The sequence below is a fragment of the Arthrobacter oryzae genome (genome assembly GCF_031454875.1).
GTDB classification, from domain to species: domain Bacteria; phylum Actinomycetota; class Actinomycetes; order Actinomycetales; family Micrococcaceae; genus Arthrobacter; species Arthrobacter oryzae_D.
Map to the genome: position 1 here is coordinate 266,882 of NZ_JAVDRQ010000001.1, position 24,905 is coordinate 291,786.

20 protein-coding genes and 1 tRNA gene are annotated in these 24,905 nt (G+C 63.9%); 7 read left to right on the plus strand and 14 right to left on the minus strand.

The annotated features are described in order from the left end of the window. Together J2805_RS01225 and J2805_RS01230 are read right to left on the minus strand one after the other, a co-directional pair. A complete protein-coding gene (locus J2805_RS01225; protein WP_309967922.1) occupies window positions 1–876 on the minus strand; it encodes a glycosyltransferase family 2 protein in 876 nt (291 codons plus the stop codon). Between the two features lie 123 nt (window positions 877–999). After that, window positions 1,000–1,965: a hypothetical protein gene (locus tag J2805_RS01230; protein WP_309967925.1), complete on the minus strand. Its 966-nt coding sequence runs from the start codon at window positions 1,963–1,965 to the stop codon at window positions 1,000–1,002. 154 nt (window positions 1,966–2,119) lie between these two features. Here J2805_RS01230 and J2805_RS01235 point away from each other — a divergent pair, with 154 nt between their 5' ends. Both J2805_RS01235 and J2805_RS01240 read left to right on the plus strand, forming a co-directional pair. After that, window positions 2,120–2,665 carry a peptidylprolyl isomerase gene (locus tag J2805_RS01235; RefSeq protein WP_028271893.1) on the plus strand — a complete coding sequence of 182 codons (546 nt, stop codon included), beginning with the start codon at window positions 2,120–2,122 and terminating at the stop codon, window positions 2,663–2,665. Between the two features lie 6 nt (window positions 2,666–2,671). Then, window positions 2,672–3,541 (plus strand): rhomboid family intramembrane serine protease, encoded by an 870-nt coding sequence (locus J2805_RS01240; RefSeq protein ID WP_309967934.1) that lies wholly within the window; start codon window positions 2,672–2,674, stop codon window positions 3,539–3,541. A gap of 1,184 nt (window positions 3,542–4,725) precedes the next feature. On the opposite strand, the gene J2805_RS01245 is transcribed toward J2805_RS01240, so the two are convergent. Then, entirely contained in the window at window positions 4,726–5,337 is a 612-nt protein-coding gene (locus J2805_RS01245) for a DNA-3-methyladenine glycosylase I (protein WP_309967938.1), read from the minus strand. A gap of 151 nt (window positions 5,338–5,488) precedes the next feature. Between J2805_RS01245 and J2805_RS01250 the strand changes: the two genes are divergently transcribed. Then, window positions 5,489–7,771: an immune inhibitor A domain-containing protein gene (locus J2805_RS01250; RefSeq protein WP_309967942.1), complete on the plus strand. Its 2,283-nt coding sequence runs from the start codon at window positions 5,489–5,491 to the stop codon at window positions 7,769–7,771. Between the two features lie 102 nt (window positions 7,772–7,873). On the opposite strand, the gene J2805_RS01255 is transcribed toward J2805_RS01250, so the two are convergent. Then, complete coding sequence (locus J2805_RS01255; protein WP_214843062.1) at window positions 7,874–8,128, minus strand: cell division protein CrgA; 255 nt, start codon at window positions 8,126–8,128, stop codon at window positions 7,874–7,876. Between the two features lie 176 nt (window positions 8,129–8,304). Between J2805_RS01255 and J2805_RS01260 the strand changes: the two genes are divergently transcribed. Both J2805_RS01260 and J2805_RS01265 read left to right on the plus strand, forming a co-directional pair. After that, window positions 8,305–9,099, plus strand: a complete 795-nt coding sequence (locus J2805_RS01260) for a class E sortase (RefSeq protein WP_309967945.1) — start codon at window positions 8,305–8,307, stop codon at window positions 9,097–9,099. A 172-nt stretch (window positions 9,100–9,271) separates the two neighbouring features. Further along, a complete protein-coding gene (locus tag J2805_RS01265; protein WP_309967948.1) occupies window positions 9,272–9,913 on the plus strand; it encodes an aminodeoxychorismate/anthranilate synthase component II in 642 nt (213 codons plus the stop codon). Between the two features lie 5 nt (window positions 9,914–9,918). On the opposite strand, the gene pknB is transcribed toward J2805_RS01265, so the two are convergent. From pknB to J2805_RS01300, 7 genes are read right to left on the minus strand one after another with little or no spacing between them, the layout of a single operon-like run. Continuing rightward, window positions 9,919–11,817 carry a Stk1 family PASTA domain-containing Ser/Thr kinase gene (gene pknB, locus J2805_RS01270; protein WP_309967951.1) on the minus strand — a complete coding sequence of 633 codons (1,899 nt, stop codon included), beginning with the start codon at window positions 11,815–11,817 and terminating at the stop codon, window positions 9,919–9,921. Between the two features lie 56 nt (window positions 11,818–11,873). Then, a complete protein-coding gene (locus tag J2805_RS01275; RefSeq protein ID WP_309967954.1) occupies window positions 11,874–13,700 on the minus strand; it encodes a protein kinase domain-containing protein in 1,827 nt (608 codons plus the stop codon). Continuing rightward, window positions 13,697–15,157 (minus strand): peptidoglycan D,D-transpeptidase FtsI family protein, encoded by a 1,461-nt coding sequence (locus J2805_RS01280; protein WP_309967958.1) that lies wholly within the window; start codon window positions 15,155–15,157, stop codon window positions 13,697–13,699. The genes J2805_RS01275 and J2805_RS01280 overlap by 4 nt, the downstream gene beginning before the upstream one ends. Beyond that, window positions 15,154–16,614, minus strand: a complete 1,461-nt coding sequence (locus tag J2805_RS01285) for an FtsW/RodA/SpoVE family cell cycle protein (RefSeq protein WP_309967962.1) — start codon at window positions 16,612–16,614, stop codon at window positions 15,154–15,156. The genes J2805_RS01280 and J2805_RS01285 overlap by 4 nt, the downstream gene beginning before the upstream one ends. Further along, the gene (locus J2805_RS01290; RefSeq protein WP_396134170.1) at window positions 16,611–18,326 is read right to left on the minus strand and encodes a PP2C family protein-serine/threonine phosphatase; all 1,716 of its coding nucleotides are present in this window, start codon (window positions 18,324–18,326) and stop codon (window positions 16,611–16,613) included. The genes J2805_RS01285 and J2805_RS01290 overlap by 4 nt, the downstream gene beginning before the upstream one ends. 2 nt (window positions 18,327–18,328) lie before the next feature. Beyond that, window positions 18,329–18,811 (minus strand): FHA domain-containing protein FhaB/FipA, encoded by a 483-nt coding sequence (locus tag J2805_RS01295; RefSeq protein WP_104174632.1) that lies wholly within the window; start codon window positions 18,809–18,811, stop codon window positions 18,329–18,331. Continuing rightward, a complete protein-coding gene (locus J2805_RS01300; protein WP_309967965.1) occupies window positions 18,808–19,554 on the minus strand; it encodes a DUF3662 and FHA domain-containing protein in 747 nt (248 codons plus the stop codon). Before J2805_RS01300 ends, J2805_RS01295 begins: the two co-directional genes overlap by 4 nt. 353 nt (window positions 19,555–19,907) lie before the next feature. On the opposite strand from J2805_RS01300, the gene J2805_RS01305 reads away from it, so the two are divergent. Continuing rightward, window positions 19,908–19,990: transfer RNA gene (locus J2805_RS01305), tRNA-Leu, on the plus strand. A gap of 148 nt (window positions 19,991–20,138) precedes the next feature. Here the strand turns inward: J2805_RS01305 and J2805_RS01310 are convergent. The 3 genes from J2805_RS01310 to J2805_RS01320 all read right to left on the minus strand — a co-directional run bounded on the left by J2805_RS01310 (window position 20,139) and on the right by J2805_RS01320 (window position 23,035). Continuing rightward, on the minus strand, window positions 20,139–21,521 hold the full coding sequence (locus J2805_RS01310) for an MFS transporter (protein ID WP_309967968.1): 1,383 nt from the start codon (window positions 21,519–21,521) through the stop codon (window positions 20,139–20,141). Between the two features lie 174 nt (window positions 21,522–21,695). Further along, window positions 21,696–22,088 carry a universal stress protein gene (locus J2805_RS01315; protein WP_309967972.1) on the minus strand — a complete coding sequence of 131 codons (393 nt, stop codon included), beginning with the start codon at window positions 22,086–22,088 and terminating at the stop codon, window positions 21,696–21,698. Then, entirely contained in the window at window positions 22,085–23,035 is a 951-nt protein-coding gene (locus J2805_RS01320) for a 2-hydroxyacid dehydrogenase (protein ID WP_309967975.1), read from the minus strand. The genes J2805_RS01315 and J2805_RS01320 overlap by 4 nt, the downstream gene beginning before the upstream one ends. 311 nt (window positions 23,036–23,346) lie before the next feature. On the opposite strand from J2805_RS01320, the gene J2805_RS01325 reads away from it, so the two are divergent. Then, a complete protein-coding gene (locus J2805_RS01325; RefSeq protein ID WP_309967978.1) occupies window positions 23,347–24,903 on the plus strand; it encodes an ABC transporter substrate-binding protein in 1,557 nt (518 codons plus the stop codon). Window positions 24,904–24,905 lie beyond the last annotated feature (2 nt).

The window sequence follows — 24,905 nt, forward strand, 5'->3', positions numbered from 1 at the left end:
CTACTGCCCGCCGCGGCGCGCCGGCTGGGCGGAGTTCACAGTGTGGATGGCGCGCAGGAGCTTGGCCGGGAAATACACGGAGAAGAACACCACCATGGGCGCCTTGAGGGCCATCTTCTTGACGTTGTGGGCCTTGTATGTCCGGTCGAACCTGGTGACGTAGTACCGGTAGTCGCGGGGGGAATCCTCGAGCCGGCGGGCGGACATTCCGGACACCATCTGGGGCCAGTACTGCACCCTGAGGTCATGGTCGGCGAGGTGAAGGGAGAGGTCGATGTCCTCGTGCATCTCGTCCTTCTCATCCCGGCAGGTCTCGTCGCGGATGGTTTCCCAAGCCGAGCGGCGGAGTGCCATGTTGGACCCGAAAAGGAAGTGGTACTGGTGTTTGGCCAGTTTGAGCATCAGCTGCCGCATCTTATCGTCGGCTTTGAGCCCGAAACGGCGCATCGGCATGTCGTAGTACACCACGGGGCCGGTGGCAGCCTGGACCGTCGGGTCAAGGAAGGCCTTCTGAACCTGTTCCACCCAGTCCGGTTCCACCACGGAGTCCGCATCGATCCGGCCCAGCACGTCACCCGTGGCGTGGTTGAGGCCGAAGTTGCGGGTCGGGATGAGGCCCTGGTCCCGGTCCTGGCTGAGCAGGATGATGGGGCTCTCGGGGTATTCCTGCTGCATCTGGCGCACGATGTCCGCTGTGCGGTCCTTGGACATATTGTCCACAACGATGATCTCCGCGGCAGGCACGGACTGGTACACAGCCGCGATAAGGCACTGCCGGATGACGCTTTCTTCGTTATATGCCGGTATGACGATGGATACGCCCGGCATAAGCGCAGCGTCGTGCGAGGCATCCTCGGCGGATCTATCGGGTGACATCACCACAAATTTAGCACCCTTGTGTGTTGCTGCCCGGGACGCCGGGTGAAGGTCGGGCAAACAACTGAGGGGCCCCGCACTGCGGGACCCCTCAGATATGCTGCCGTCCGATAACGGCCGGGATTACTTGTCGGCGGGCTTTGCGGCACCGTTGTTCATGCTGGAAGCGATGTTCTTCACAGCAGTCTTGGCGTCCGTGGCAACCCTGGCGGCCTCGTCCTTGGCGTCCTCGACCGCATCCGCGGCCTTCTCGGCGGCGTCCTCGGAGGAGTCAGCAGCAGCGTCCGCCGCGTCGACAGCCTTCTCACCGACGGTAGCCGCAGGGCCAGCCTCAGCGGAGGATGTCGCAGTGACGTCATTGACGGTGGTGGCGCTGTCGGCGGGGACGGGGGCAGGCGTGACCGGAGCCGGAGTCTTCCAGGGATCCTCCACCGGCTTGGAAGCTTTCCAAGCGGCCACACCGGCGGCAACCGCGGCAGCGATCACGCCGAAGATCAGCAGTCCGCGGTGCTTGGGCTTCTGCGGCTTGGCCACTTCTCCGGTAACAACGCGGGTCGCTTCGGCTGCAGCGGCCTTGAGCTGGTGGCTCGCGGCCTGGGCCTGGTCCTGGATGGAATGCACAACGCCGGAATCAGCAAGCCTCTGGGCGACGGCATCAACATGGGCCGGTGCGCTTTCGAGCGTACGGTGCACGGCCTCCGAAGCGTAGCCAATCTGGTCCGAAAGCCTGGGCAGGTATTCCACCACTACGCGGTCGCGGGCCTGGGAGATGACCGGGGTGGCCTTGTCCAGTGCCTCGTGCAGGCGTGGCGTGGCGTTATCCACAACGTCATGGATCTTGGGCGCGAGGTGGGCCAGTCCGTCCTGGATGCGCGGCGTCACGGTGGCAACGCCGTCGGCCAGGTTGTGGGCTGCCGATTTGAGCCCTTCCTGAATCTTCGGGGAAGCGGTGTCGATGCCGTGCTGCAGGCGGGGAACCGCCCAGTCCACGGCTGCTTCTACGCGGGGGGCTGCCCAATCCTTGGCGTTCTCTACCGCGCTGCTGACTGACTGCTCCAGGTCACGGGCAATACGATCCGATTTCTTCACAACTACCTCCCGATTAATGTGACGGTTCTTTTGTTAGCCTACGTGGATTGGTAGTCACCGGCTATTCTTCAGGTGCATTTCAGGCCGATTTCACCGAGCGCGGAACTGTCCGGCAGGCCTGCAGCTCGATAGCCCGACGTGGAACAATGGGCCTATGACTGCCATCGCAACTGCAAAAGCAACCATCCACACCAGCCTCGGCGACATCGTCGTCAACCTCTTCGGCAACCACGCGCCCAAGACGGTCAAGAACTTCGTCGGCCTGGCCACCGGCGAGCAGGCCTGGACCCACCCGGAGACCGGTGAGGACAAGACCGGAACGCCCCTTTACAACGGCACCATCTTCCACCGGATCATCAAGGACTTCATGATCCAGGCCGGAGATCCCTTGGGCCGCGGCGTTGGCGGACCGGGCTACAAGTTCGACGACGAGATCCACCCGGAACTGACCTTTAACCAGCCGTACAAGCTGGCGATGGCCAACGCCGGCATCCAGATGGGCAAGGGCACCAACGGCTCGCAGTTCTTCATCACCACCATCCCCACCGACTGGCTGCAGGGCAAGCACAGCATCTTCGGTGAAGTTGCCGATGAGGAATCCAAGAAGGTCGTTGACGCCATCGAAGGTGTCCGCACCGGCATGGGTGACCGCCCCGTCGAGGACGTCGTTATTAACAGCATCGATGTTGAGCAGCTCTAACACTCCATGAGTTACGGAATTCCGGCGGCTGAGCCGTCCGCGCAGATTCCGGTGTGCCCCCGGCACCCGGATAGGCCTTCCTATGTCCGGTGCCAGCGTTGCGGGCGTCCGGCATGCCCGGAATGCCAGCGGGCGGCCGCCGTCGGATTCCAATGCATTGACTGCGTCAACGAAACAAAACGTACGACGCCGGCGGCCAGGTCCGTTTACGGCGGCACCGCCGTTACCGGGCGGCCCCTGGTGACGTTCGGAATCATTGCCGCGTGTGCACTCCTTTACGTGCTCCAGTGGCTGATCCCGGGGCGGTCGGTCGAGGAGAACCTCGCGTTCGCCTCCGTGTATGCCACGCCCGAGTTCGGCTACTTTGAACCGTGGCGGATGCTGACCTCGGCTTTCCTGCATTCGCAGGGATTCATCCTCCACATTGCCCTCAACATGTACATGCTGTGGATGTTCGGCCAAGCGCTGGAGCCGCTCCTCGGCAGGCTCCGCTTCCTGGCTCTGTACCTCATCTCTGCCATCGGCGGCTCGGTAGGATTCCTCCTGCTCACCCCCGTCCTCCCTCCTTCCGGAGTTGTGGGCGCCTCCGGCGCCATCTTCGGACTGTTCGGCGCCATGCTGGTGGTCCAACGACATCGCGGCGGCGATACGAAGCAGCTCTGGGTGCTGATCGCCATAAACGGTGCCATTGGCTTCATCGTTCCCCAGATTGCCTGGCAGGCCCATCTTGGCGGCCTGATTACCGGGGCCGCGTGTGCGGCAGCTATTGCCTACGCACCGCACGGTCCGCGGCGATTGCTGTGGCAGTCGGCCGGGCTGGTGCTGGTCCTGGGCCTGCTCATTGGCGCCACCTGGTTGAGAATGGCCGGCGTCTAAGCTTCCGCTTTCGCCGCGGAGTCTTTGATACTCCGGTCCTCCCGGTCCTCCCGGTCCTCCCGGTCCTCCCGGTCCTCCCGGTCCTCCCGGTCCGCAGGACTGCCACGCCGCATCTCCCGGGGCGCACACGACGGTCCACGCACCCACGCCAGCCCGGGGAACCCGCCCCGCACCCACGACCCTGCACGCGTGTCCCTGACAGCCTTGCGAGCATGCTCCGGCGCGCACAACCTGGCACCGGCCGCGCCCCGACGCGGGACTGCCACCTACACCGGCCGGGCAGGCACCCTGGCGCTGGACTGCCACGCACACCAGCCACTCACCCGTGCACCCTTTAACCCCTTTGCGGACTGGTTCCCGGCCTCAGTGTGGCCCAGCGCTGTACCATGCAGGCGACGTCATGCCGGTGCGTATCTCCCACCAGTCCCTGACCGTGAAAGTTTTCCACAGGTGTTATCCACATTGTTGGTAACTTACACGCTTGTAGTTCAATGGCTCTCCCCCGTTCTGCCCTTGCCAGCTGGCGATTATCGACAGCTGGCCTACTTTTTGTCCACATCTGTGGATAAAGATGTTCCTAGCGGCTGTGGTTAAGTGGACAACTTAGCGGCACGCTCCTGGGCTCGCCCACTCAGTCAGCGGCGCAGAAGACGCCCCGACGGAAGCGCGAGGCCGCCGTGACGATGAAAACCACCATGTGGCAGTCCCGCCCAGCGGGCGTAAAACTCCGGATGCTGGGGAAAATTGGACAGAGGGGCTTACTCGTCAACAGGTTATGCACACTGTTAATAACCCGGCGCACCTGTGCATCTCGCTCGAATTTACCGGCATGGAGCTTGATCCGGCCCCGGCCGGCAGATTATCCCCCGCGTTATCCCCACTTGTGGATAACTTCTGGGGATAGTGCTGTTCTTAAGTGGATAAGGAGGCCCCTTACATTGGAGAACGAGGGGACAGGGCGTATCGCAGGATGGGATAGCAGGTCAGTCCCTGAACGGCGGGTTGTCCGGCCAATCCGGTGAGTGGCCGGTTATCCACAGTGAATCCACAGTGTTAATAACTTACGAGGATGTGGTTCACGCTCGACGTGTGTCGTTGAGGAGCCATGCCTTGCGGAACGATGGACTGGGGAGCAAATTTTTATCCACACTGTGGATAACTTTCCCCACAGGGATGGGAAAACCTCAGGCCGGATCCGCCCACACACCGGACGAGCCCCGGCGATGGCTATCCGCCAGGTGGGTGTCAATCATGCCGATCGCCTCCATGAGGGCGTACATCGTGGTGGGGCCAACGAATGCGAAACCTTTACTGCGCAGCGCTTTGGAAAGGGCGACGGACTCAGGGGACGTTGTGGGTATTTCTGCGTGCGTCAGGGGGTTGGGGGTTGCCGCCGGTTGGAAGCTCCAGACAAAATCCACCAGGCCGCCTTCACTCCGCAGGGCGATGGTGGCTCGGGCATTGGTGATGGCGGCTCTGATCTTGAGCCTGTTCCGGATGATGCCGGCGTCGAGCATCAGCCGTTCGACGTCCTCTTCGGTGAAGGCGGCAACGATATCGGGTTGGAAATTGTGGAAGGCCAGCCGGAAGGCCGGCCGTTTCCGCAGGATGGTGGCCCAGGACAGGCCAGCCTGGAAAGCCTCAAGGCTGATGCGTTCGTACAATCCCTGCTCATCGCGGACAGGCATGCCCCATTCGGTGTCGTAGTACTCCTGAAGCAGGGGGTCCGTGGCGGCCCACGGCGGGCGGGCAAGGCCATCGCTGCCGACTATGGTGCCGCGTTCATCCGGGATCATCTGGGTTCCTTAACATTGCTGCGCCGTGGTGCTGCTTACAGCATATTCAGCGGCAAGCAGCCGACATGACTCCGCCTTGGCGAAGTTCATAGCCGAAGGCGGACTCTCACATTATGCTGTGGCTCTGATCACAAAATACTGGGAGGTACGTGTGAGGAAAAACAGAATTACCGCGGCCGGGGTCGCGGGGGTCGTTCTCGGGATGCTCAGCATCCACGCCCCGGCCGTAGCCGCACCACCTGTCGACGACGCGGCGACGGGGTCAGGTGCAGCGGTCCGGCAAGACAACCGTCCCGGACCGCGGACGAAGGAACTCGTTGAAAAGCGCAAGGCGGCTATCGAGAAGGTGGCAAGGGGCCAGACGAAAGCCAACGACGACGGCGTAGTGCAGCTGTCGGAGGACAAGTTCGCCGAAATCGAAACCACCAAACAGGACAGGATCTTCACCGTCCTCGCCGAATTTGGTGACCAAGGCTCAGGGAGGTTAGGAACCGCACCGGGTCCGCTGCATAATTCGATCGCTGAACCGGACCGTTCCGTGGACAACACCACCCTGTGGACACGGGACTTCAGCCCCGCCCACTACGAAGAACTTTTCAACGGCAACGGCGAATCGATGAAGGGTTACTACGAGGCAGTTTCAAACGGCAAGTATTCCGTGACCAATACTGTGACGGACTGGGTGAAGGTCCCCAACAACGGATCGTTCTATGGCGACAACGCCACGGAGGACACCGGCGGCTCGTGGGCCTTCATCAGGGACTCCGGAAACGCGTGGTGGAATTCCCAGGTTGCCGCGGGCAAAACACCGGCGGAAATCGACGCGTATCTGGCACAGTTCGATGTCTGGGACCGCTATGACTTCGACAACGACGGCAACTTCGATGAGTCCGACGGGTACATCGACCACTTTCAGGCAGTGCACGCCGGTGAAGGCGAGGAAGCCGGCGGCGGCGCCCTGGGCGAGGACGCGATCTGGTCCCACCGCTGGTATGCCTTCGGTAACGAATTCGGCTCCGCAGGCCCCGAAGGGAACCTTTCCGGCGGAACCAGGATCGGGTCTTCCAAATATTGGCTGGGCGACTACACCACGGAACCTGAAAACGGTGGAGTGGGTGTGTTTGCACACGAGTTCGGCCATGACCTTGGCCTGCCGGACTTCTATGACACCTCCGGGGCGGCAACCAACAGCACCGCCTTCTGGACGCTCATGAGCTCGGGATCCTGGCTTGGCCACGGGTCGGCGGCCAACGAAGGGATCGGCACCACTCCGGGCCTGATGGGACCCGAAGAGAAGCTCTTCCTCGGCTGGCTGGACCACAGCACCGTGCAGGCACGCACCAGCGGTGACTTTGTCCTGAATCCGGCCCAGCTCCAGGTGGAGGGCAAGGACCAGGCCGTCCGGGTCAACCTTCCGGATAAGACAACCACCAGTGACTACGCCACCCCGGCGTCAGGAACCAATGCATGGTGGACCGGCAGCGCAGACAACCTCAATGAATCCCTGACCCATGCCGTCCCGGCGCAGACGAGGGTGAGCGTCACGGCCAACGCCTGGTACGACATCGAGGCCGATTACGACTTCCTCTACGGTGAATACTCCACCGATGGCGGCACAACCTGGCAGTCCGCAGGACGTCCGCTTAGCAGCGCCGCCGGATGGGGGCAGGTTCGCTACTCCTACGACGCCGGCGGCGTCGCCTCGCTGTTCCGCTTCAGGTACCAGACCGACGGCGGCGTGCACGCCCCGGGCGCCTTCATTGACGACGTGAAGATTTCGGCCGGAAAGACCGTAATTCTTAGCGACGACGCCGAGCACGGCCAGGGACAGTGGCTGGCCGACGGCCAGTGGCAGCTGAGCACCGGCTCGGTGACCCGTACCACTGAACAGTATTACCTCGTGGAAAACCGTGAATATCTGGGCTTTGACGCCACGCTGGCGGAGGGGCCGTACGTCTTCACCAAGGGTATTACCGCGCCGAACTGGGTCGATTTCTTCAAGTACCAGAACGGCATGCTGGTCTGGTACGTCGACGATTCCTACGCGGACAACAACGTTTCGGCCCACCCGGGTGCAGGCTCGGCGCTGCCGGTTGATGCCCGGCCCGCTCCGCTGAAATGGTCCGACGGCACGATGCCCGGCAACAGCCGGCAGCCGTTCGATGCAACGTTCGGGCTGGAAGCCACGGACACGCTGTGCATCGCCAAGGAAGTGCAGACGGGTACCAAACGCAATCCGGCTGTTGCCTCGCTGGACGCCTGTGCCTTGAGCAGCGCGCCGATCGGAGTCTTCAGGGACATCGATCCGCTGGCCTACTACAGCGCGGAGAACCCGTACGGAAGCGTCAAGGTTGCGGGGCACGGCGTGGAGATTTCCGTAACGTCCGACGCCGGTTCAGACCTCGCGATTCACGTGGTGAATCCCGGTTCGTAGTTTCCAGAGACAAAAGAGTCGGACCGGCACATGTTGTGCCGGTCCGACTTTTTGCTGGAAGAGGGGTGTCTGTAAAGGTAGTCCGCCCGTGGACGCGTGTGGTCAGGAACGCCAGCGTGTGGTCATCAGGAACCCGGCGATGGCAATACCGAACCCGGCCACGATGTTCCAGGACTCCCAGGCCCTGACAGGCAGGGCGCCTTCACTGATGTAGAAGGTGATGATCCACAGCAGCCCGATGATCATCAGGCCGAACATGACAGGCTTGAACCACACCGCGTTGGGCTTGTATGCCTGCGATGCAGAAGCCGGCTTTTCCGCAGCGGCGGTCTTCTTTCGTGGCTTTGACTCGGGCACGGGTCCTCCTTGTCGGGCTGAATCAAGGGCGGAGCCTCCGGCTTGGTATCCTGCAAGGAGGAAGATGCCGGCGGTGTTGGCGCCTTTGGTCAGGTCTGAATTCTTACTAGCAGCCAATTCTAGCTGTAGTTCAGAACACGGCGGCGCCCGCCCGCGCTGCCAATTGAGGAGATCACGTGGTGTTGCTGGAGAAGGGGACGGCCTCCGCCGTGCCGGCACGCGGCGTCGGGGTTCTCCGAAAACTCATTCAGATCGCTGGCGAGCTGCTGATCACGGTGGGGGTGGTCCTGCTCCTGTTCGTTGCATGGCAGTTGTGGTGGACCAACGTTGAGTCCGATGCCAGGCAGAGTGAGACAATCCGGAATTTCGCCCAGGAACTGGGCGGTTCCGAGGGGCCTGTGGCTTCCGCCCCGCCGGGCGGGACTGCTGCCGCGCCTGCCGACTACGGTCCGCCGAAGGTTGCCGAGGCGCCCGGACACGGCGGAACCATCGGCATCATGTATATTCCCCGGTTCGGGGCGGACTACACCCGGCCGATCGTGCAGGGAACGTCCATGGATGTCCTGGATACGCTCGGCCTGGGCCACTACAGCAATACGGCGATGCCGGGGGCAACGGGCAACTTCGCGGTGGCAGGTCATCGCCAGACGCACGGGGCTGTCCTGGACAATATCCACACCTTGGTTCCGGGCGACAAGATCTACGTCCAGACCAAGGACGGATTCTATGTCTACGTCTTCCGCAACAACCAGATTGTGCTTCCCTCAGCCACAGACGTGCTGCTGCCGGTACCCACCCAGCCCGCAGCACGGCCCACGGAGGCCTATCTCACCATGACAAGTTGCAATCCGCGCTTCGGCTCGCAGGAACGCATCATTGCGTATTCCATCCTGGATCACTGGCAGCCGGCGTCTGCCGGGCCGCCGGCGGAAATAGCGGCCCAGGTGGCCAAGGCGCTCGGGAAGGGCTGACGTTTATGTACGGATGGATATTCCGCCACTTGCCGGGCCCGCTATGGCTCAGGATCGTCACATCGCTGGTGCTGCTGGCCGGCGTGCTGGTATTGATGGTTCAGTTCCTCTTTCCCTGGATGTCACAGTTCACCCAGTTCACCGACTCAACGATTGGTTTAGTAACTCGACAATGAGCACCACCAAGATCCTGGTCGTAGACAACTACGACAGCTTTGTTTACACCCTGGTGGGGTACCTCCAGGAGCTCGGCGCCGAGACAACGGTGGTCCGCAACGACGACGTCACCTTGGCCGAGGCAATCGAGATGGTGGACGCCCGCGATGGCGTCCTCATCTCGCCGGGGCCAGGCACACCTGCAGAGGCGGGCGTCTGCATTGACCTGATCAAATGGTGCGGCGGCAACGACAAGCCGATGTTCGGCGTCTGCCTGGGACACCAGGCGTTGGCGGAAGCCTACGGTGCCACTGTGACGCACGCGCCCGAGCTGATGCACGGCAAAACGTCCCTGGTGGAACACGAGGGAACAAGCGTCTTCGCCGGGCTCCCCTCCCCTGTCACGGCCACCCGGTACCACTCCCTGGCTGCGGTACGCGAGACCATCCCGGACGTCCTGGAAATCACCGCGCAGACGGCCAACGGCGTGATCATGGGCCTCAAGCACCGGACGGCGCCGCTTTGCGGCGTGCAGTTCCACCCGGAATCGGTCCTCACTGAGGGCGGCTACCAGATGCTGGGCAACTGGCTGGAATCACTGGGCATGGTGGGCGCAGCCGAACGGGCCGCCAAGCTGAGCCCGCTCATCCAGCACTGATTCTTCTACCCGCGGTCCCGATCCCTGTCGGTCCCGGTGGGTGTGGGGGTGGGCGTCGGAGTCGGCTTGGGGGCCGGCGCCTTGGCCACGATCACGCTGATGGTCTTGCCCTGTTCCACCAACGCGTTGGCCGGATCGCTCTGCTCAGTCACTTTCCCCGGTTCAACTTCGGAGTTTTCGACTTCCCGTACGGCGATGCTGAGGCCGAGGTTCTTGAGGGCCGCCTCCGCCTCCGGCTGGGGCAGGCCGCGGAGTTCCGGCATGGCCACCTTGCCGGTGGACACCACAATTTCCACGGTGGTTCCGATCGCGACGGTGTCGCCCGGAGCGGGCTTGGTGGTGATCACGAGTCCCGCGGGCACCGACGGGCTGTTTGCCATGGTGGTGCCGGGGGCGCCGGCAAGGCCGATCTGCCGCAGGACATCCCGGGCAGCGGCCTCCGTCCGGCCGGGCAGGTCATCCGGGATCTTAACGGCGCTCGGACCGTCCGAAATGTTCAATGTGACCCTGGAGTCCGGTTCCATCGATGTTCCCGCCGCCGGAACCGTGCCGATGGCCGTGCCTTTGGTGATGGTGTCGTGCTGGAGCCGGTTGATCTGCGGACTGAGCCGGGCGTTGTACAGGCGCTGCAGAGCCTCGGATTCGGTGAGCGCCGATACTGAGGGAACCTGGATCTTGGCCACCGGAGGGGGCGGTTGGTTCATCATGTTGTAGAGCCAAAGGCCACCCCCGGCAAGGACCAGCAGGGTGAAGATCACAAGGGTGGCAATCCAGGTCCGACGGCGGGACTTCTGCCGCGGGGTACGCTCGCGTTCCGGCGGAAGACCGAGCGGAAGGTCGCTCGCCTCCGAGGGTTCGTAAACTTGGGCGGGAAGCGCCCGGTCATCGCCGAGGGTGTCCTGGACTGGCCGGAGCCGCCCGCCCGGCGAATCATCAAGGAAGCTTGCCCCCGTGACCGAATACGGCGCGGTCCGGGCTGTCCGTTCCGCTGCCGGCACCGTATTGTTGGGATCCGTCGCTGCCTCGCCAGCCGCCTCGTCCGGCACAGGGATTCCGTTGCGTGCCGCTCGGAGGGCACGCTGGAACGCGGCCGCATCCTGGAAACGGTCTGCCCGGTTCTTTTGGAGGGCCTTGGCCAGGACAGTGTCCAGAGCCTCCGAAACCTCGGGGTTCAGGCTGCTGGCAGGTTCCGGAATCTCGCGGACGTGCTGGTAGGCAACGGACACCGGACTGTCCCCAACAAAGGGCGGCCGTCCGGTTAGCATTTCGTACAGCAGGCATGCCGCGGAATACAGATCACTTCGGGCGTCCACAGTCTCGCCGCGGGCCTGTTCCGGCGAAAGATACTGCGCGGTGCCCACAACGGCCTGGGTCTGGGTCATGGTGGCGGAGGAATCGGCCATAGCCCGGGCGATGCCGAAATCCATCACCTTGATGGTGTCCGAGTCTTCACAGAACATCACGTTTGCCGGCTTGATGTCCCGGTGCACAATGCCTGCCTTGTGACTGTACTCAAGGGCAGAGAGCACGCCAAGGGTGAAGTCGATCGCATGGTCGATGCTGACTTCCTTCGCGCGGATAAGGTCCCTGAGGGTCTTGCCGGACACGAACTCCATCACAATGTAGGGCACCCGGACGGTGTCCTCCGGGCCTCCCGGAACAGCGTGGTCCCCGGTGTCGTAGATGGCGACGATCGAGGGATGGTTCAACGCGGCCACGGCCTGCGCTTCACGCTTGAACCGGGCCTGGAACTGCGGGTCCCGGGCGAGGTCAGGCCGCAGCAGTTTGATGGCCACTGTCCGGCCCAGCCGGGTATCAACGCCACGGTGCACGTCAGCCATGCCTCCACGGCCAATAAGCTCACCAAGCTCGTACCGCCCGTTGAGGACGCGCTGGGTATTCACTGGGAGGCTGTCCTCTCTGTGCGACGGGATACGGGGTGAGTCGGGCACGATGCGTCCTAGTTCGACGTCGAGTTGCTGGGCGTGGGCAGGATTTCCCGGGCAAGGTGGTACGTCACAACGGAACCGGCGGGTACCCTGCTGCCGGCGCCAGGCTCTGAACTGACGAACGTGCCGGGTTCCTGGCCGGCGCTGCCTGCAACATCCTCGCCCTTCTGCCAGCGGAGCCCGGCATCCTCTATGGCGCGCTGCGTCTGTGATTCAGAGCTGCCAACGCCAATTGCCGGCACTGACGACTCCTTGCTGGGGTCGGGTCCCTTCGAATAGGTGACGGTGATGGACTGCCCGGGGTTTACCGGACCCGACGGCTCGATATTGGTGACGGTCCCTGCCGGAGCATCGTTGAAGACCTGCTCGCCGATGACCTGTAGTCCCATGCCAACGAGCGCGCTGCGGACCTCGTTGTACGGCCGGCCCAAGTAGGCGTCCGGGATCAGGTTGATGGTCTCCGGGGTGCTCTGCGTTGGGGTAGGCGTCGGGGTCGCGCTGGTGGCCGTGGGGCTGGCCGACGTGGACGTCGGCGACGCGCTGCTGGGCTTGGTGCTGGTTGACGTCGACGAGGACTCTGCCGGAGCGGACGGGGAAAAGATCCCTGTCTGGGTCAGCAGGACACCGGCCAGTGCGAAAAGGACCAGCACGATCAGGGCGATGAGCGGCCACGTCCACGGGCTGCGGCCCTTGCGCGGAGGCTCATCCACGGGTTCGTCGTAGCGGTCCTGCTCCTCCTCCTGCTCCCAACTGCGTTCGGCGGCAAGGGCGTCGGCGCGTGACAGGGTGCTGCGCGGACCGGTCGCGCCGGCAGCACCGGCGGCCAGCCCTGCGGCTGCCCCGGCGCCTGCGGCGCCGACCACCGGAAGGGCGGAAGTCGCCGTCGTCGATTTATCCTTCTCCGGACTGGATTCGATGACGCCGGTCGCCGCGGTGGGGATGTCCACGGGTGCGGTGATTGGTCCGGTGGCAGCCTCGAAGAGCAGCATTCCGGGAACGGCGGCGTGTGCAGCGGCGATGTCGCCGTTGCGGATGGCTTCGGCTGCCTCGGACAGCTTGATGGCGTTGGCCGGGCGGTTCTTGGGATCCTTGGCAAGCATGGACATCAGGAGTGCCCGTACCGGGGTCGGCAGCGTTTCCGGCAGCGGCGGCGGAGCGTCATTCACCTGGGCAAGCGCGATGGCGATCTGCGATTCACCGGAGAACGGACGGTGACCGGTGAGGCATTCGTAGCCGATGACGCCGAGCGAGTAGATGTCCGAGGCGCCAGTGGCGGTCTGGCCGGTGGCCTGTTCCGGGGCGAGGTACTGGGCCGTGCCCATGACCTGTCCGGTCTGGGTCAGCGGGACCTGGTCCGCCAGCCGGGCGATGCCGAAGTCGGTCACCTTGACCCGGCCTTCAGGGGTGATCAGCAGGTTGCCCGGCTTGATATCGCGGTGCACCAGGCCCTGGGAGTGGGCCACGGACAGGGCGCGGGCCGTCTGGGCGATCATGGAAAGCGTACGGTCCGGAGACAGCACCTGTTCGCGTTCGATGATGCTGCTCAGCGGATGTCCCGGTACCAGCTCCATCACCAGGTAGGCCGAGCCTTCTTCTTCGCCGTAATCGAAGACGTTGGCGATGCCCACGTGGTTCAGCAGTGCCGTGTGGCGCGCCTCGGCACGGAAGCGCTGGAGGAACCCGGGGTCGCCCGTGTACTCCTCTTTGAGCACCTTGATGGCGACAATCCTGCCAAGGATGAGGTCCTTGGCTTTCCAGACTTCACCCATCCCGCCAATCGCAATACGCGTGGTCAGCTGGAATCTCCCGCCGAGGGTGATTCCCGATGTAGGCCTCACTTATTCAACACCGCCTCAAAAATCTTCTTCGCGTTCGGACTGGTTAGCTGTGCGCCGGTGGTGATGTCCACGCCCTGCATGACGATGGTCACCGACACCTGCGGATCGTTGGCCGGGGCGAACCCGGTAAACCATGAATTGTTCAAGCCGTCTGTTCCCAGCTCGGCGGTGCCGGTCTTGCCGGCTACCTGGACGCCCGGCACGGCCGCCCCGCGGCCGATGCCCTGGCTGACCACGCTGGTCATCCATCCGGTGATCTGCTGGGAAATCTCGGGGCTGGTGGAGGTCCGGAGGACTTCCGGTTTCGGTTCGCTGATGATCCGGAGGTCCGGGGACCGCAACGTCTTGATCAGGTTGGGCCGCATCTGGACGCCGCCGTTGGCGATGGCTGACGTCATCAGCGCAATCTGCAGCGGCGTGGCCCGGACATCGCGCTGGCCGATGGCGGACTGGGCCAGCCCTGCCGGGTCAAGCTCTTCTTCCGGGAAGGCCTTCCTGGCGTAGTCCAGCTTCAGCTGGTCACCGAGGTCCTCGCCGAAGCCGAACTTCGCGGCCTGCTCTGCGATCGCTTCCTGGCCCAGGTCCCGGGCAATCTCCGCGAACGGAGTGTTGCAGGACTGCTGGAGTGCGAAGGCGAAGTCCGCCGTGTTCTGGGTGTAGCAGTTGCCGCCCGCGTAGTTTGGCAGCTTGTACTGGATGCCCGGGAAGCTCATCTCGGCAGGGTTGGGCAGGACACTGTCCTTGTTGTACTTGCCCGAGCTGAGCGCCGCGGCCGTGTCCACGAGCTTGAACACGGAACCCGGCGCCAGCAGCGCACCGGTGGGGCCGCTGACGTTCTGGTTCAGGTTGATCCCGGGGATCTTGTTCAGCTCGTTGTAGTTGGCCGCCTCGGCCACCGGGTCCTGGGTTGCGATCAGGTTGGGGTCGTAGGACGGCTTGGACACCATAGCGAGGATGTCGCCCGTCTTCGGGTTCGTCACGACAATGGAGCCCCGCTGGCCGTCCGGAATCAGGTCGTAGGCGAGCTTCTGGATCTCCGGGTCCAGCGTGAGTTCAACGGATGCGCCCTTGGGCTGGTTACCGAGGAACAGCTGGCCCACCCGGTCCAGGAAGAGCTGGTCCGAGCTGCCGGCCAGTTGCTGATTGAGGGCGCTTTCCAGGCCCGTGACGCCGAAACTCCGGGAGAAGTACCCCGTGATGCCCGCGTACAGTTCCGGCTCCGTGTACGTCCGCTGGAACTTACAGCTTTCGGAGGCGGCAACGGACTGGGCGATGGGCTTTCCGCCGACAATGATGGCGCCGCGGTCGTTGCAGTAGTTCTGCAGAATGGCGCGCTTGTTCCAAGGGTTCGCCTGCAGTTCGTCCGCGCCAACCACCTGGACATAGCTGAGGGCCCCGAAGATGAGCGCGAACATGGCTACCGCGGCAATCCATGAATTCCGGATGGCATGGTTCACAGCTGTTTCACCGCTTCAGTTGGCGCGTCGGGATGGGCGGAGGAAGGTTGCCGGCCGGGCTGTTTGGCCGGACGCGGCGGGGAGGGTGGAGCGGGCTTGTTCTCACCGGGCTCCGCACTGTGCGGCATGGGCGTGGTGTCCACGGGACCGCGTGCGGTGTGCGAAATCATCAGCAGGAGGCCAACAATGATCCAGTTGGCCAGCAGCGAGGAACCGCCCGCTGCCAGGAACGGAGTGGTGAGTCCGGTCAGCGGAATCAGGCGTGTGACGCCGCCGATCACCACGAAGCACTGCAGGGCGATGGCGAATGACAGCCCGCAGGCAAGCAGTTTCCCGAAAGCATCCCGTGTGCCCAGGGCAGCGCGGAAACCCCGAGTGAACAGCAGCAGGTACATCAGCACGATGGCAAAGAGGCCGATCAGGCCGAGTTCCTCGCCGAAGGAGGCGATGATCATGTCGCTGTTGGCAAACGGGACCAGGTTGGGCCGTCCCTGACCAAGGCCCGTGCCCACAAGGCCACCGTTGGCCATGCCAAACAGGCCCTCAACGATCTGCAGGCTGCCGCCGTACTGCCGTCCGTAAACTTCGTCCGTGAAGGCGTTGAGCCAGCCGTCGATGCGCAGGCCCACGTGCGAGAAAACCCGGGAGGCTACAAAACCGCCGCCCAGCAGCAGGCCCACGCCGATGATTACCCAGCTGATGCGGCTCGTGGCCACGTAGATCATCACGATGAACAGGCCGAAGAACAGCACAGAGGAGCCAAGGTCGCGCTGGAAGATCAGGACGCCGATGCTCACGAGCCAGGCCGTGATCATGGGACCCATGTCCTTGAAGCGCGGGAACTGGAGCGGGCCGATCTTGCGGCCGGCCAGCAGGATGAGGTCGCGGTTGGAGGAAAGGTACCCTGCGAAGAATATAGCCAGCGTGATCTTGGCGACCTCACCCGGCTGGAACGTCATGGGACCAATCTTGATCCAGACGCTGGCGCCGAGAATTTCGCCCGCGGAGACGCCGGGCACCAGAGGCAGAATGAGCAGCAGGGCACTCACTGCCAAGGAAATGTACGTGAACCGGCGCAGGATCCGGTGGTCCTTCAGGAACCAGATGACGGCGATGGCGACGCCCATGGCAACCAGGGTCCAGCGCAGCTGGTTGTTGCCGGTGTCCTCGCCCACCCGATCCAGGCGGTGGATCATGGCGAGGCCCAGGCCGTTCAGGGCGACCACCAAGGGAAGAATAACCGGATCGGCATACTTTGCCCGGATGCGCAGGACGACGTGGAACACCAGGGCGGCAATTGCCAGCAGGCTGGACTGGAACCAGAAATCCGTGTCAAACGCCTTTTCCTGGTCAACGCCCACCAGGGCATTGGCACCGATGCCGACGGCAAGGGCCAGGAGCAGGAGGGCCAGCTCGGTATTCCTGCGCGGCTTGGGGACGGCCTCAATCTGTGTCACTTGGCCTCCTCACAAACGTTGGCGGACGGGCTGGTTGTTGCGGTGGGCGACGACGTTCCAGGCGGCGCCGCGGTGCCGGTTGGTGCCGGCGCGGTTCCGGAGGCCGACGGGCCGGCGGTGGAGGTAGGGGACGGGGACACGCACTCGTCCGACGGGGAGGTTGTGCCGGTCAGGTCGAGATTCTTCACGATCCGCTGAGCATCGTACAGGTCGCGGGCCGGAACCGTCTGGCGGACCCGTTGCTGCGAAAACTCAGGAAGATCGGACATGCGGATTTCAGTCACTGTCTCCAGGGTGGACAGCTGGATGGGGCCCAGCCGCTGTGAAACACCGTTGAAGATGGCAACACGCTGGTCGTATTCCCCGATGTAATAACGGGTTTGAGTCCACGCATAGCCGAGCCACAGTCCGACGCTCAGGATGACAAGGAGGGCGGCTGCCGTGGCGATGGTCACCCAGCGCCGAGGTTTGGCCGCGGGCTTGTATTCGTCGGTTTCCTCGCGGCCCTGGTCAGATTTGTGCGTGAGGACGGTTGCGGCGCGGCGGGCGACGGTCCGTCCGGCAATTGTGGGGATGGAGCCGGACTCGGCTGCGGCTACCGCGGCGCCTACCAGTTCATGCGGACGAGTGGAAAGTTCCTCGCGGAGGACGGCGGCCGAAAGGTGCTCGCCCAGGTGCGGGTCCGTGGTGGCGGAGGGTTCACCCGGCTTTGGCGAAGGCTCAGGGGTGCTGTCCGGGGCGTTCCCGGCAGGCTTCGGTTCGGGGCCATCTCCGGCTTTGGAGGCGGCCTCCGGGGGCTTTTCCGCGCCCGTCCCGCCCGGAAGCTGTGCGTTCTCGTCGGGGGCTTGTGTCGGGGGCGTCGGGGTACTTGCCAAGGCGGCCGCGCCGGTGCTGCCCGCCTGGGGCTGAACGATGTCGACGGCGGCCGTGCGGACGTCGTCGGGAGTCTGTTCCGCTATTTCCAGCATGACAACAGTGACGTTGTCCGGGGCGCCTGCTTCAAGGGTGAGGTCCACCAGCGTTTCGACGCATTCCCGCAGGTCCTTGGTTTCGCGGACCGTGCGTTCCACCACGTGCCCCGCAACGTAGTTCAAACCGTCGGAGCAAAGCAGCCACCGTTCGCCGGGTTCGACGTCCAGGGTGGCCAGATCGAGCTCAGGGCTGGCATCGACGTCGCCCAGGACCCGCATCAGCACATTCTTATGCGGATGTGTCTCCGCTTCCTCGGGCCGAAGCCTGCCTTCGTCGATGAGCCTTTGGACGAACGTGTGGTCCACGCTGATCTGCTTGAATTCGCCGTTGCGCAGCCGGTAGGCCCGGGAGTCGCCAATATGGGCGAAGTGCAGTTTGCCTTCTGCCAGCAGCAGGGCGGTGACGGTGGTGCCCATTCCGGCAAGCTTGGGATTGATGTGGACCAGTTCGGACAGCAGTGAGTTGGCGGTCTGGATCTCATCCGCCAGTACCGTTCCGGCGTCTCCGCTGTAATGTCCGTGGTCCAGATGGAGCATGTCCAGCACAGTCGCCGCGGAGGCCACGTCACCCCCGGCGTGTCCGCCCATGCCGTCTGCCACAACGGCCAGGTGCCGGCCGACGTAGGCGGAGTCGTCATTTTTGGCGCGGATGCGTCCTACATCCGAGCGGGCGGCATAACGCATGATGAGCGGCCGCATCGGGGCGGGGCCCTTTTCAGCGGGAATCTCCGGGACGGCCACGGCTATGGCCTCAATTCGATGACCGTCTTGCCGATTCTCACGGGGACACCGAGCTCCACCGGGAGGGCGCGGGTGAGCTGCTGGTTGTTCAGATACGTGCCGTTGGTCGAGCCAAGATCCTCGATGAACCAGCGGCTGCCCTGCGGGAACAGCCGGGCATGCCGGCCCGAGGCATAGTCGTCCTCAAGGACCAGGGTGGCCTCCTGGGCGCGGCCCAGGAGGATGGGACTCTCTGCGAGCGGGATGGTATGGCCTTTGAGCGGCCCCTCTGTGACAACCAGCTGGCGTGCCTGCTGTTTCGCAGGCGGCGGAGCAGCTTCAGCCAGCTCGGGGTGTTTGCGTACCTGGCGGGCTGTGGGGGCACCCATGGCGGCCTTGCGACCGATCATCAGGTCCCGGCGCATGGCGGACACGATGCTGAAGATGAGGACCCACAGCAACAGGAGGAAGCCGAAGCGCAGGGCCGTAATGGTCAGTTCGCTCACGGGCGGCCACCGGAGTTGGCGGGCAAAAGGCGGAAGATGATTTTGGTCCGTCCCATCGTGATGGTGGAGCCGTCAGTAAGGTCTACGCTGCCTACGACCTTGTGTCCGTTGACGTAACTGCCGTTGGTGGATCCGAGGTCGACGGCCTCCGTAGTGCCGTTGGCGGTGCGGATTTCGAGGTGGCGGCGGGAAACCCCCGTGTCGTCCACCAGGATGTCCGCTTCCGACGACCGGCCCAGGACGATGGACGCGGCATTCAGCGAATAACGCTGGCCGTCGATGTCCAGGACAGGCTGGAGCCGCACCGGCTGCCTGCTCGGAGCAGCCGGGACGTTGTTCCGCGGCGCGGGCGGTGCCGCGGGGGTGCCGGAAGCCTTCTCTGTCTTCGAGTCAATTTCGAAATCGCCCGCGCGGATTTCCCCGTCGCGCCGGAAGGAGATTCGGACCGAACCACGGAGCGTGTAGCCCTGGCTCCGGACGTGGTTGATCACCACGTCGCATAGTTCCTCGGCCAGGGGCGTGCCCCATTCCTGTGCGCGCTTGAAGTCGTCGTCGCTGAGGCGGACATCAAAAACGTTGGGGGCAAGGGTGCGTCCGGCGGCGATGGTGATGGCCTTGTGGTCCACTTCCCGGCGAAGCCGGCTGGCGATTTCCACAGGCTCAACCTGGGCGCGCGAACCGGTGGAGAAGACACCGCGGACGGCCTTTTCGATGCCGCGCTCGACCTTGTCCAGCATTCCCATGGCATCTCTCCTCTCCTGACGGCTGCGTTGCAGCGCACGTTTCGGAACTCAGTTCACAACATTGCCGTGAGCGTGCCGGGGACGGCCGCTCCTACATCTGATACTACTGGGCAGGGCTGTGAATGACCTTAATGCACAACGCCGGGGCGCGGAGAATACTTCGTTTAGGCCCGCCCCGGCGCGGTTCGGGCGGGGTCACCCGGCGGGCGGATTCCAAGGCGAATTCCCGGCCGGAGGGACGCACAAAGGACCCGATTGGTGTTTTTCCGTGGTTGTCCGTTATGCTTGATCTCGCTGCTTTTACGAGGTTGGAAGTCCGGAAATCGGAAGTCCGGCCGGGTGAAAGAAGTTGCGCGCGAGTGGCGGAACGGCAGACGCGCTGGCTTCAGGTGCCAGTGTCCGAAAGGGCGTGGGGGTTCAAATCCCCCCTCGCGCACGCAAATGAAGGAACCCCGGTCTTAGGACCGGGGTTCCTTTGCTTTAACTGCCTTTAGACGACTTCTCCCCGCCTCGCGGTCCGTTCCCCCTGGCGTTGCCGGGGGATTGCGCCGCGGGGCGGGAAGGAGTCGTGGAGGGGCCTTTGCCTAGCGGGCTGCGGCAGACGCCAGGGTTTCCGCAGGGCCCGCGGCTGGTGCGGCTTCAGCGGCGGGCGGTGCCGCCGTCGTCGTCCGTTCCTTGAGGAAGTACACCAGGCCGGCGGCGAGCGTGGAAGCCGCTGCCAGCGCGAACAGGCCAGGAACCACGCTTCCGGTCTGCTCCTTGATGAGGCCGAATCCGAACGGAGCCACGAAGCCGCCGAGGTTGCCCAGCGAGTTGATGATGGCAATGGCCGGCGCGAGCACCAGGGGGTGCAGGCCCGACTGGGGGATGGTCCAGAACAGCGGCGACGCGCTCTTGAAGCCCATCGCGGCGACGGCGAGGAAAACGAGAGCCAGGACCGGGGTGGCGACGGCCGCCGCGAACGTTCCCACTGCAGCGACGAGCAGGGCGACCACCAGCAGCGGGCGCTTGGATTTTGCTCGGTCCTGCCACTTGGCCGCAAAATACATCGCGACGACGGCGCAGACCCACGGAATGGCGGACAGGAAGCCGACGCTCAGGTCCGTGGTGCCGGGGATCTGCTTGACGATGCTGGGCAGCCAGAAGGTGTTGGCGTAGATGGACAGCTGGACTGAGAAGTAGATGCCGCACAGCAGGAGGATCTGTGGGTTCAGCAGCATCTTCCAGCGGTTGACCTTCCGGTCGTTGCCGGTAGCGTCCTTGCCGGCGGTGGCGTGCTCGGCGTCCTCGCCGGCAATGGCGCCGATGAGGGCCGTCTTCTCCCTGCCGGTCAGCCATTTGGCGTCCTCGATCCGCGCATCCAGGAGGAAGTACACCGTGATGCCTACGACCACTGAGAGCAGCCCTTCGAAGCCAAAGAGCCACTGCCAGCCGCGGAAACCGAGGGCGCCCTGGAGGCTGAGCAGCATTCCTGCGATGGGCCCGGACAGTGCAGCGGCAACCGAGGAACCGGCGATGAAGATGGCGGTGGCTTTGCCTCGCTGGCCGGCCGGAACCCATCGGGCGAAGTAGAAGATGACCGCGGGGAAGAACCCGGCCTCAGCCGCACCCAGCAGGAACCGCAGGACGTAGAACATCATTTCGTTCTGCACGAAGGCCATCAGGAAGGAGACGATGCCCCAGCTGACCATGATCCTGGTGAGCCAGACCCTCGCGCCGAACTTCTCCATCATCACGTTGCTGGGCAGTTCAAAGATTGCGTACGCAATGAAGAACAGGCCCGCGCCGAAACCGTAGGCCGCGGCGCCGATTCCGACATCCGCCTCCAGATGCTCGTGGGCGTAACCGATGTTAGATCGGTTCAGCTGGTTGCAGACGAGCATAACCAGCATGATGGGCAGGACGCGCCGGAAGAACTTCCTGGTGGCAGACGCCAGATCCGTGACAGCGATGTCTACAGACTGCATGGGGAAAAATCCTCTGTATAGATGAATAGAGCTCACGCTGCGGGGGATCGGGAGGCCAGCCCTTGTGGTCCCCACCACAGCTACCCATCGACTTTATTCACCCGCAGTAATGCACGTCCAACACATATTTTGCATGGCTTGATACCTCCCGGGCAACGCCGGTGTCCCCCTAACTCAGTTCCGTGGGCCGACGTCTGCCTTTACTGCCGTCACCGGGCAGCCGGCCTCGAGGATGACCCGCTGGGCAGTGCTGCCCAAAAAGAGCTTTCCCACCGGGGAGCGCCGACGGACTCCGATCACAATCAGTTCAACATCCTCCTCATAGGAGGCATCGATCATGAAGTCGGCTGCATCAGTGCCTTCGTTGGGGCGGAGCGAGGCCTGCACGCCAGCCGCCGCTGCAGCGGCTATGGCGTCGCGGATGTCCGAATCCGCCTCGGCGGACGCTTCGCCCGCAATGGGGCCCATGATCTGCAGGGCGGTCTTGCGCAGTACCGCCTCGTCAATGGCGGCACTCAGGGCGGCACGGCCCTCCTGGCTGGCAACGTATCCTACGGCCACACTCATGGCTGTACCGCCGTCAGGACAGAACCGGTGGCCACGAACTGCCGCAGGTTGGCGAGCGTAAGTTCCGCCATAGCCGCCCTCGTTTCGTGTGTCCCGCTCCCCAGGTGCGGCAGGAGGACTACATTGTCCAGGGCGAGGAGGTCCTCCGGAACCTTCGGCTCCTCCGCAAACACGTCCAGCCCGGCCCCGGCCAGGCGACCGGCCAGCAGGGCGGCCACGAGGGCGTCCTCATCCACCACGGATCCCCGGGCGATGTTGATCAGATAGCCGTCGGGACCGATTGCTTTGATGACGTCGGCGTCAACGAGCCTGGCCGAGCCGGACCCGCCGGCCGCGGCGACGATCAGCACGTCGCAACCGGCAGCAAGTTCGCGCGGTGAGGCCTTGTACTCATAGCTGACCCCCTCCACCGGATTGCGGCTGTGGTAGCTGATGCTGCAGTCGAAGCCTTCCAGCCGCCGGGCAATGACCCGCCCGATCCTGCCGAGTCCGAGGATGCCCACCCTCTTTCCGCTGGCTTTGGTGGCCAGCGGGAAGTTGCCTTTGCTGAGCCAGTCACCGCGGCGGACGAAGCGGTCCGCGGCGCTTACCCTGCGCAGGACGTCCAGGTACAGGGCGATGGCCGTGTCCGCCACGCAGTCATTGAGGACGTCGGGGGTGTTGCTGACCGTGATGCCGCGCTCGGCGGCCTGGGCCACGTCCGTGGTGTCATAGCCTACGCCGAAATTGATGACTGCCCGAAGGTTGGGCAGCGCGCGCATCAGGTCCGGGCCGACGCCGAACTTCCCGGAGGTCACGGCAACTTCGAAAGCCCCGCCGTGGTGGCGCAGGAATTCGTCACGCTCAGGGGCGGTGTCGGGGAGCCGCACGGCATCGTACTCGCTCCTGATGGATTCTTGGACGGTTGGCATGAGTGGCCCTACCTGCAGGACGGCGGTGTTCTTCATATCTGCACCCTAGGTTTCCGATCCATACGCGTCCAACATGTAAATGGCATAGTTCGATGCCCGAACTGAATTGATTGGACAACTCCGGCGGAACTACGCGGGTTTCCGGGATTAGTGGTGCCCGTCACAGGGTGTCGGCGCCCGGAGCGGGCCCCGCCGCACGCTCCCGGCGGCCGGCAAAAACCTTGTGGAGCCTTTTGACCTCAACTAGCTTGAGTCCAGCGCGGTCCGAAACACCTGATCTGTTGCCCGGTTCCACTTGGTGCAAGAGCGCCCCCTGCCGCAAACACCCGACCCGGAGGAATCCAATGATGTCTTCTTCAAAGCCCCGATTTACCGCCGCCTTGCTCAGATGGCCGGCCCTGGCATCCGTCGCGGTGCTTGGTCTCAGCGGCTGTTCAGTAGCCAATTCCGACGCCGGCACGGCCACCTCGGATACGGTGCGCGTGGTGCTCGGCCAGGAACCGCCCACCCTGGAAGCCTGTGAGTCGAACCTGACGTCCACCGGTGTTGTGGTGCGCTCGAATGTCACCGAACCCCTGATCGAACGCAACCCGCAGAGCGGCGAACTCGAGCCCAAGCTGGCCACTGAATGGAAAGCCACCTCGGATACCGAGTGGACCCTGAAGCTGCGCGAAGGCGTGACCTTCCAGGACGGCACGCCGTTCAATGCCGAAGCCGCAGCATTCACCATCGAAAGGGCGGTCAACTCCAAGCTTGGCTGCAACGTGGAGGGCTACGTCTTCGGCGACGCGGACCTCGCCGTGAAGGCCGTGGATGCCACCACCCTGACCGTCACCACTCCCGAACCTGATCCCATCCTGCCGCTGCGCCTTTCGTTCCTTGAAGTGGTTCCGACATCCACGAGTGCCACGGAGAAAGTCCGCGAGCCGATCGGCACGGGTCCGTACAAGATCGAGAAGTGGGACGCCGGCCAGAAGATCACACTGGCCAGCTGGGACGGCTACTGGGGAGACAAGCCCGCATACGCCAAGACTGAGTACCAGTGGCGTTCCGAGAGTTCGGTGCGCGCGGCCATGATCACCAGCGGCGAGGCTGATATTGCCATGGGACTGAGCCCGGACGACAACATCGGAGACCTCGGCGTCGACTACCCCAACAACGAGACGGTTGCCCTGCGGCTCGACGCCAACGAGGCACCGCTCAACGACATCCGCGTCCGCCAGGCAGTCAATTACGCCATCGACAAGGAGGGAATCGTCAACTCGCTGTACCAGGGCAAGCACCAGGTGGCTGCCCAGTTGGTTCCCGAAGGCATTGTGGGGCACAACGCGGAACTGAAAGGCTGGCCGTTCGACCTGGACAAGGCGAAGTCCCTCGTTGCCGAGGCCAAGGCCGCCGGCGTTGACACCTCCAAGCAGATCTCGCTGGTGGTCCGCAGCGCCCAGTTCCCGAAGATCACTGAACTGGGCCAGGTCCTCCAGGAGCAGCTGAGCCAGGCCGGCCTGAACGTCAAGCTCAAGATGCTCGAAACCAGCCAGCACCTGACCTACCAGGTCCGTCCCTTCCCCGACGATGAAGGCGCGGTGGCATTGATGACCCAGCACGGCAACCAGGCCGGCGATGCTGCCTTCACCGTGGATCAGTACATGCTGTCCAACGGAGCCCAAAGCTACTTCGGCACCCCCGAGTTCGACGCCATGATCAAGAAAGCTGATGCGGCTTCCGGCGAGGAGCGGAAGAAAGCCTTCGAGGAGATCTTCGCCTACCAGAACGACGAGGTGGTCCAGTTTGCCCATATCTCGCACCAGACCGGCATCATCGGCAAGGCCAAATCCGTGCAGTACACGCCCAATTCGTCCAGTGGGGACGAGCTCCGTATTTCGGAAATGACCCCGGCAAGCTAGCA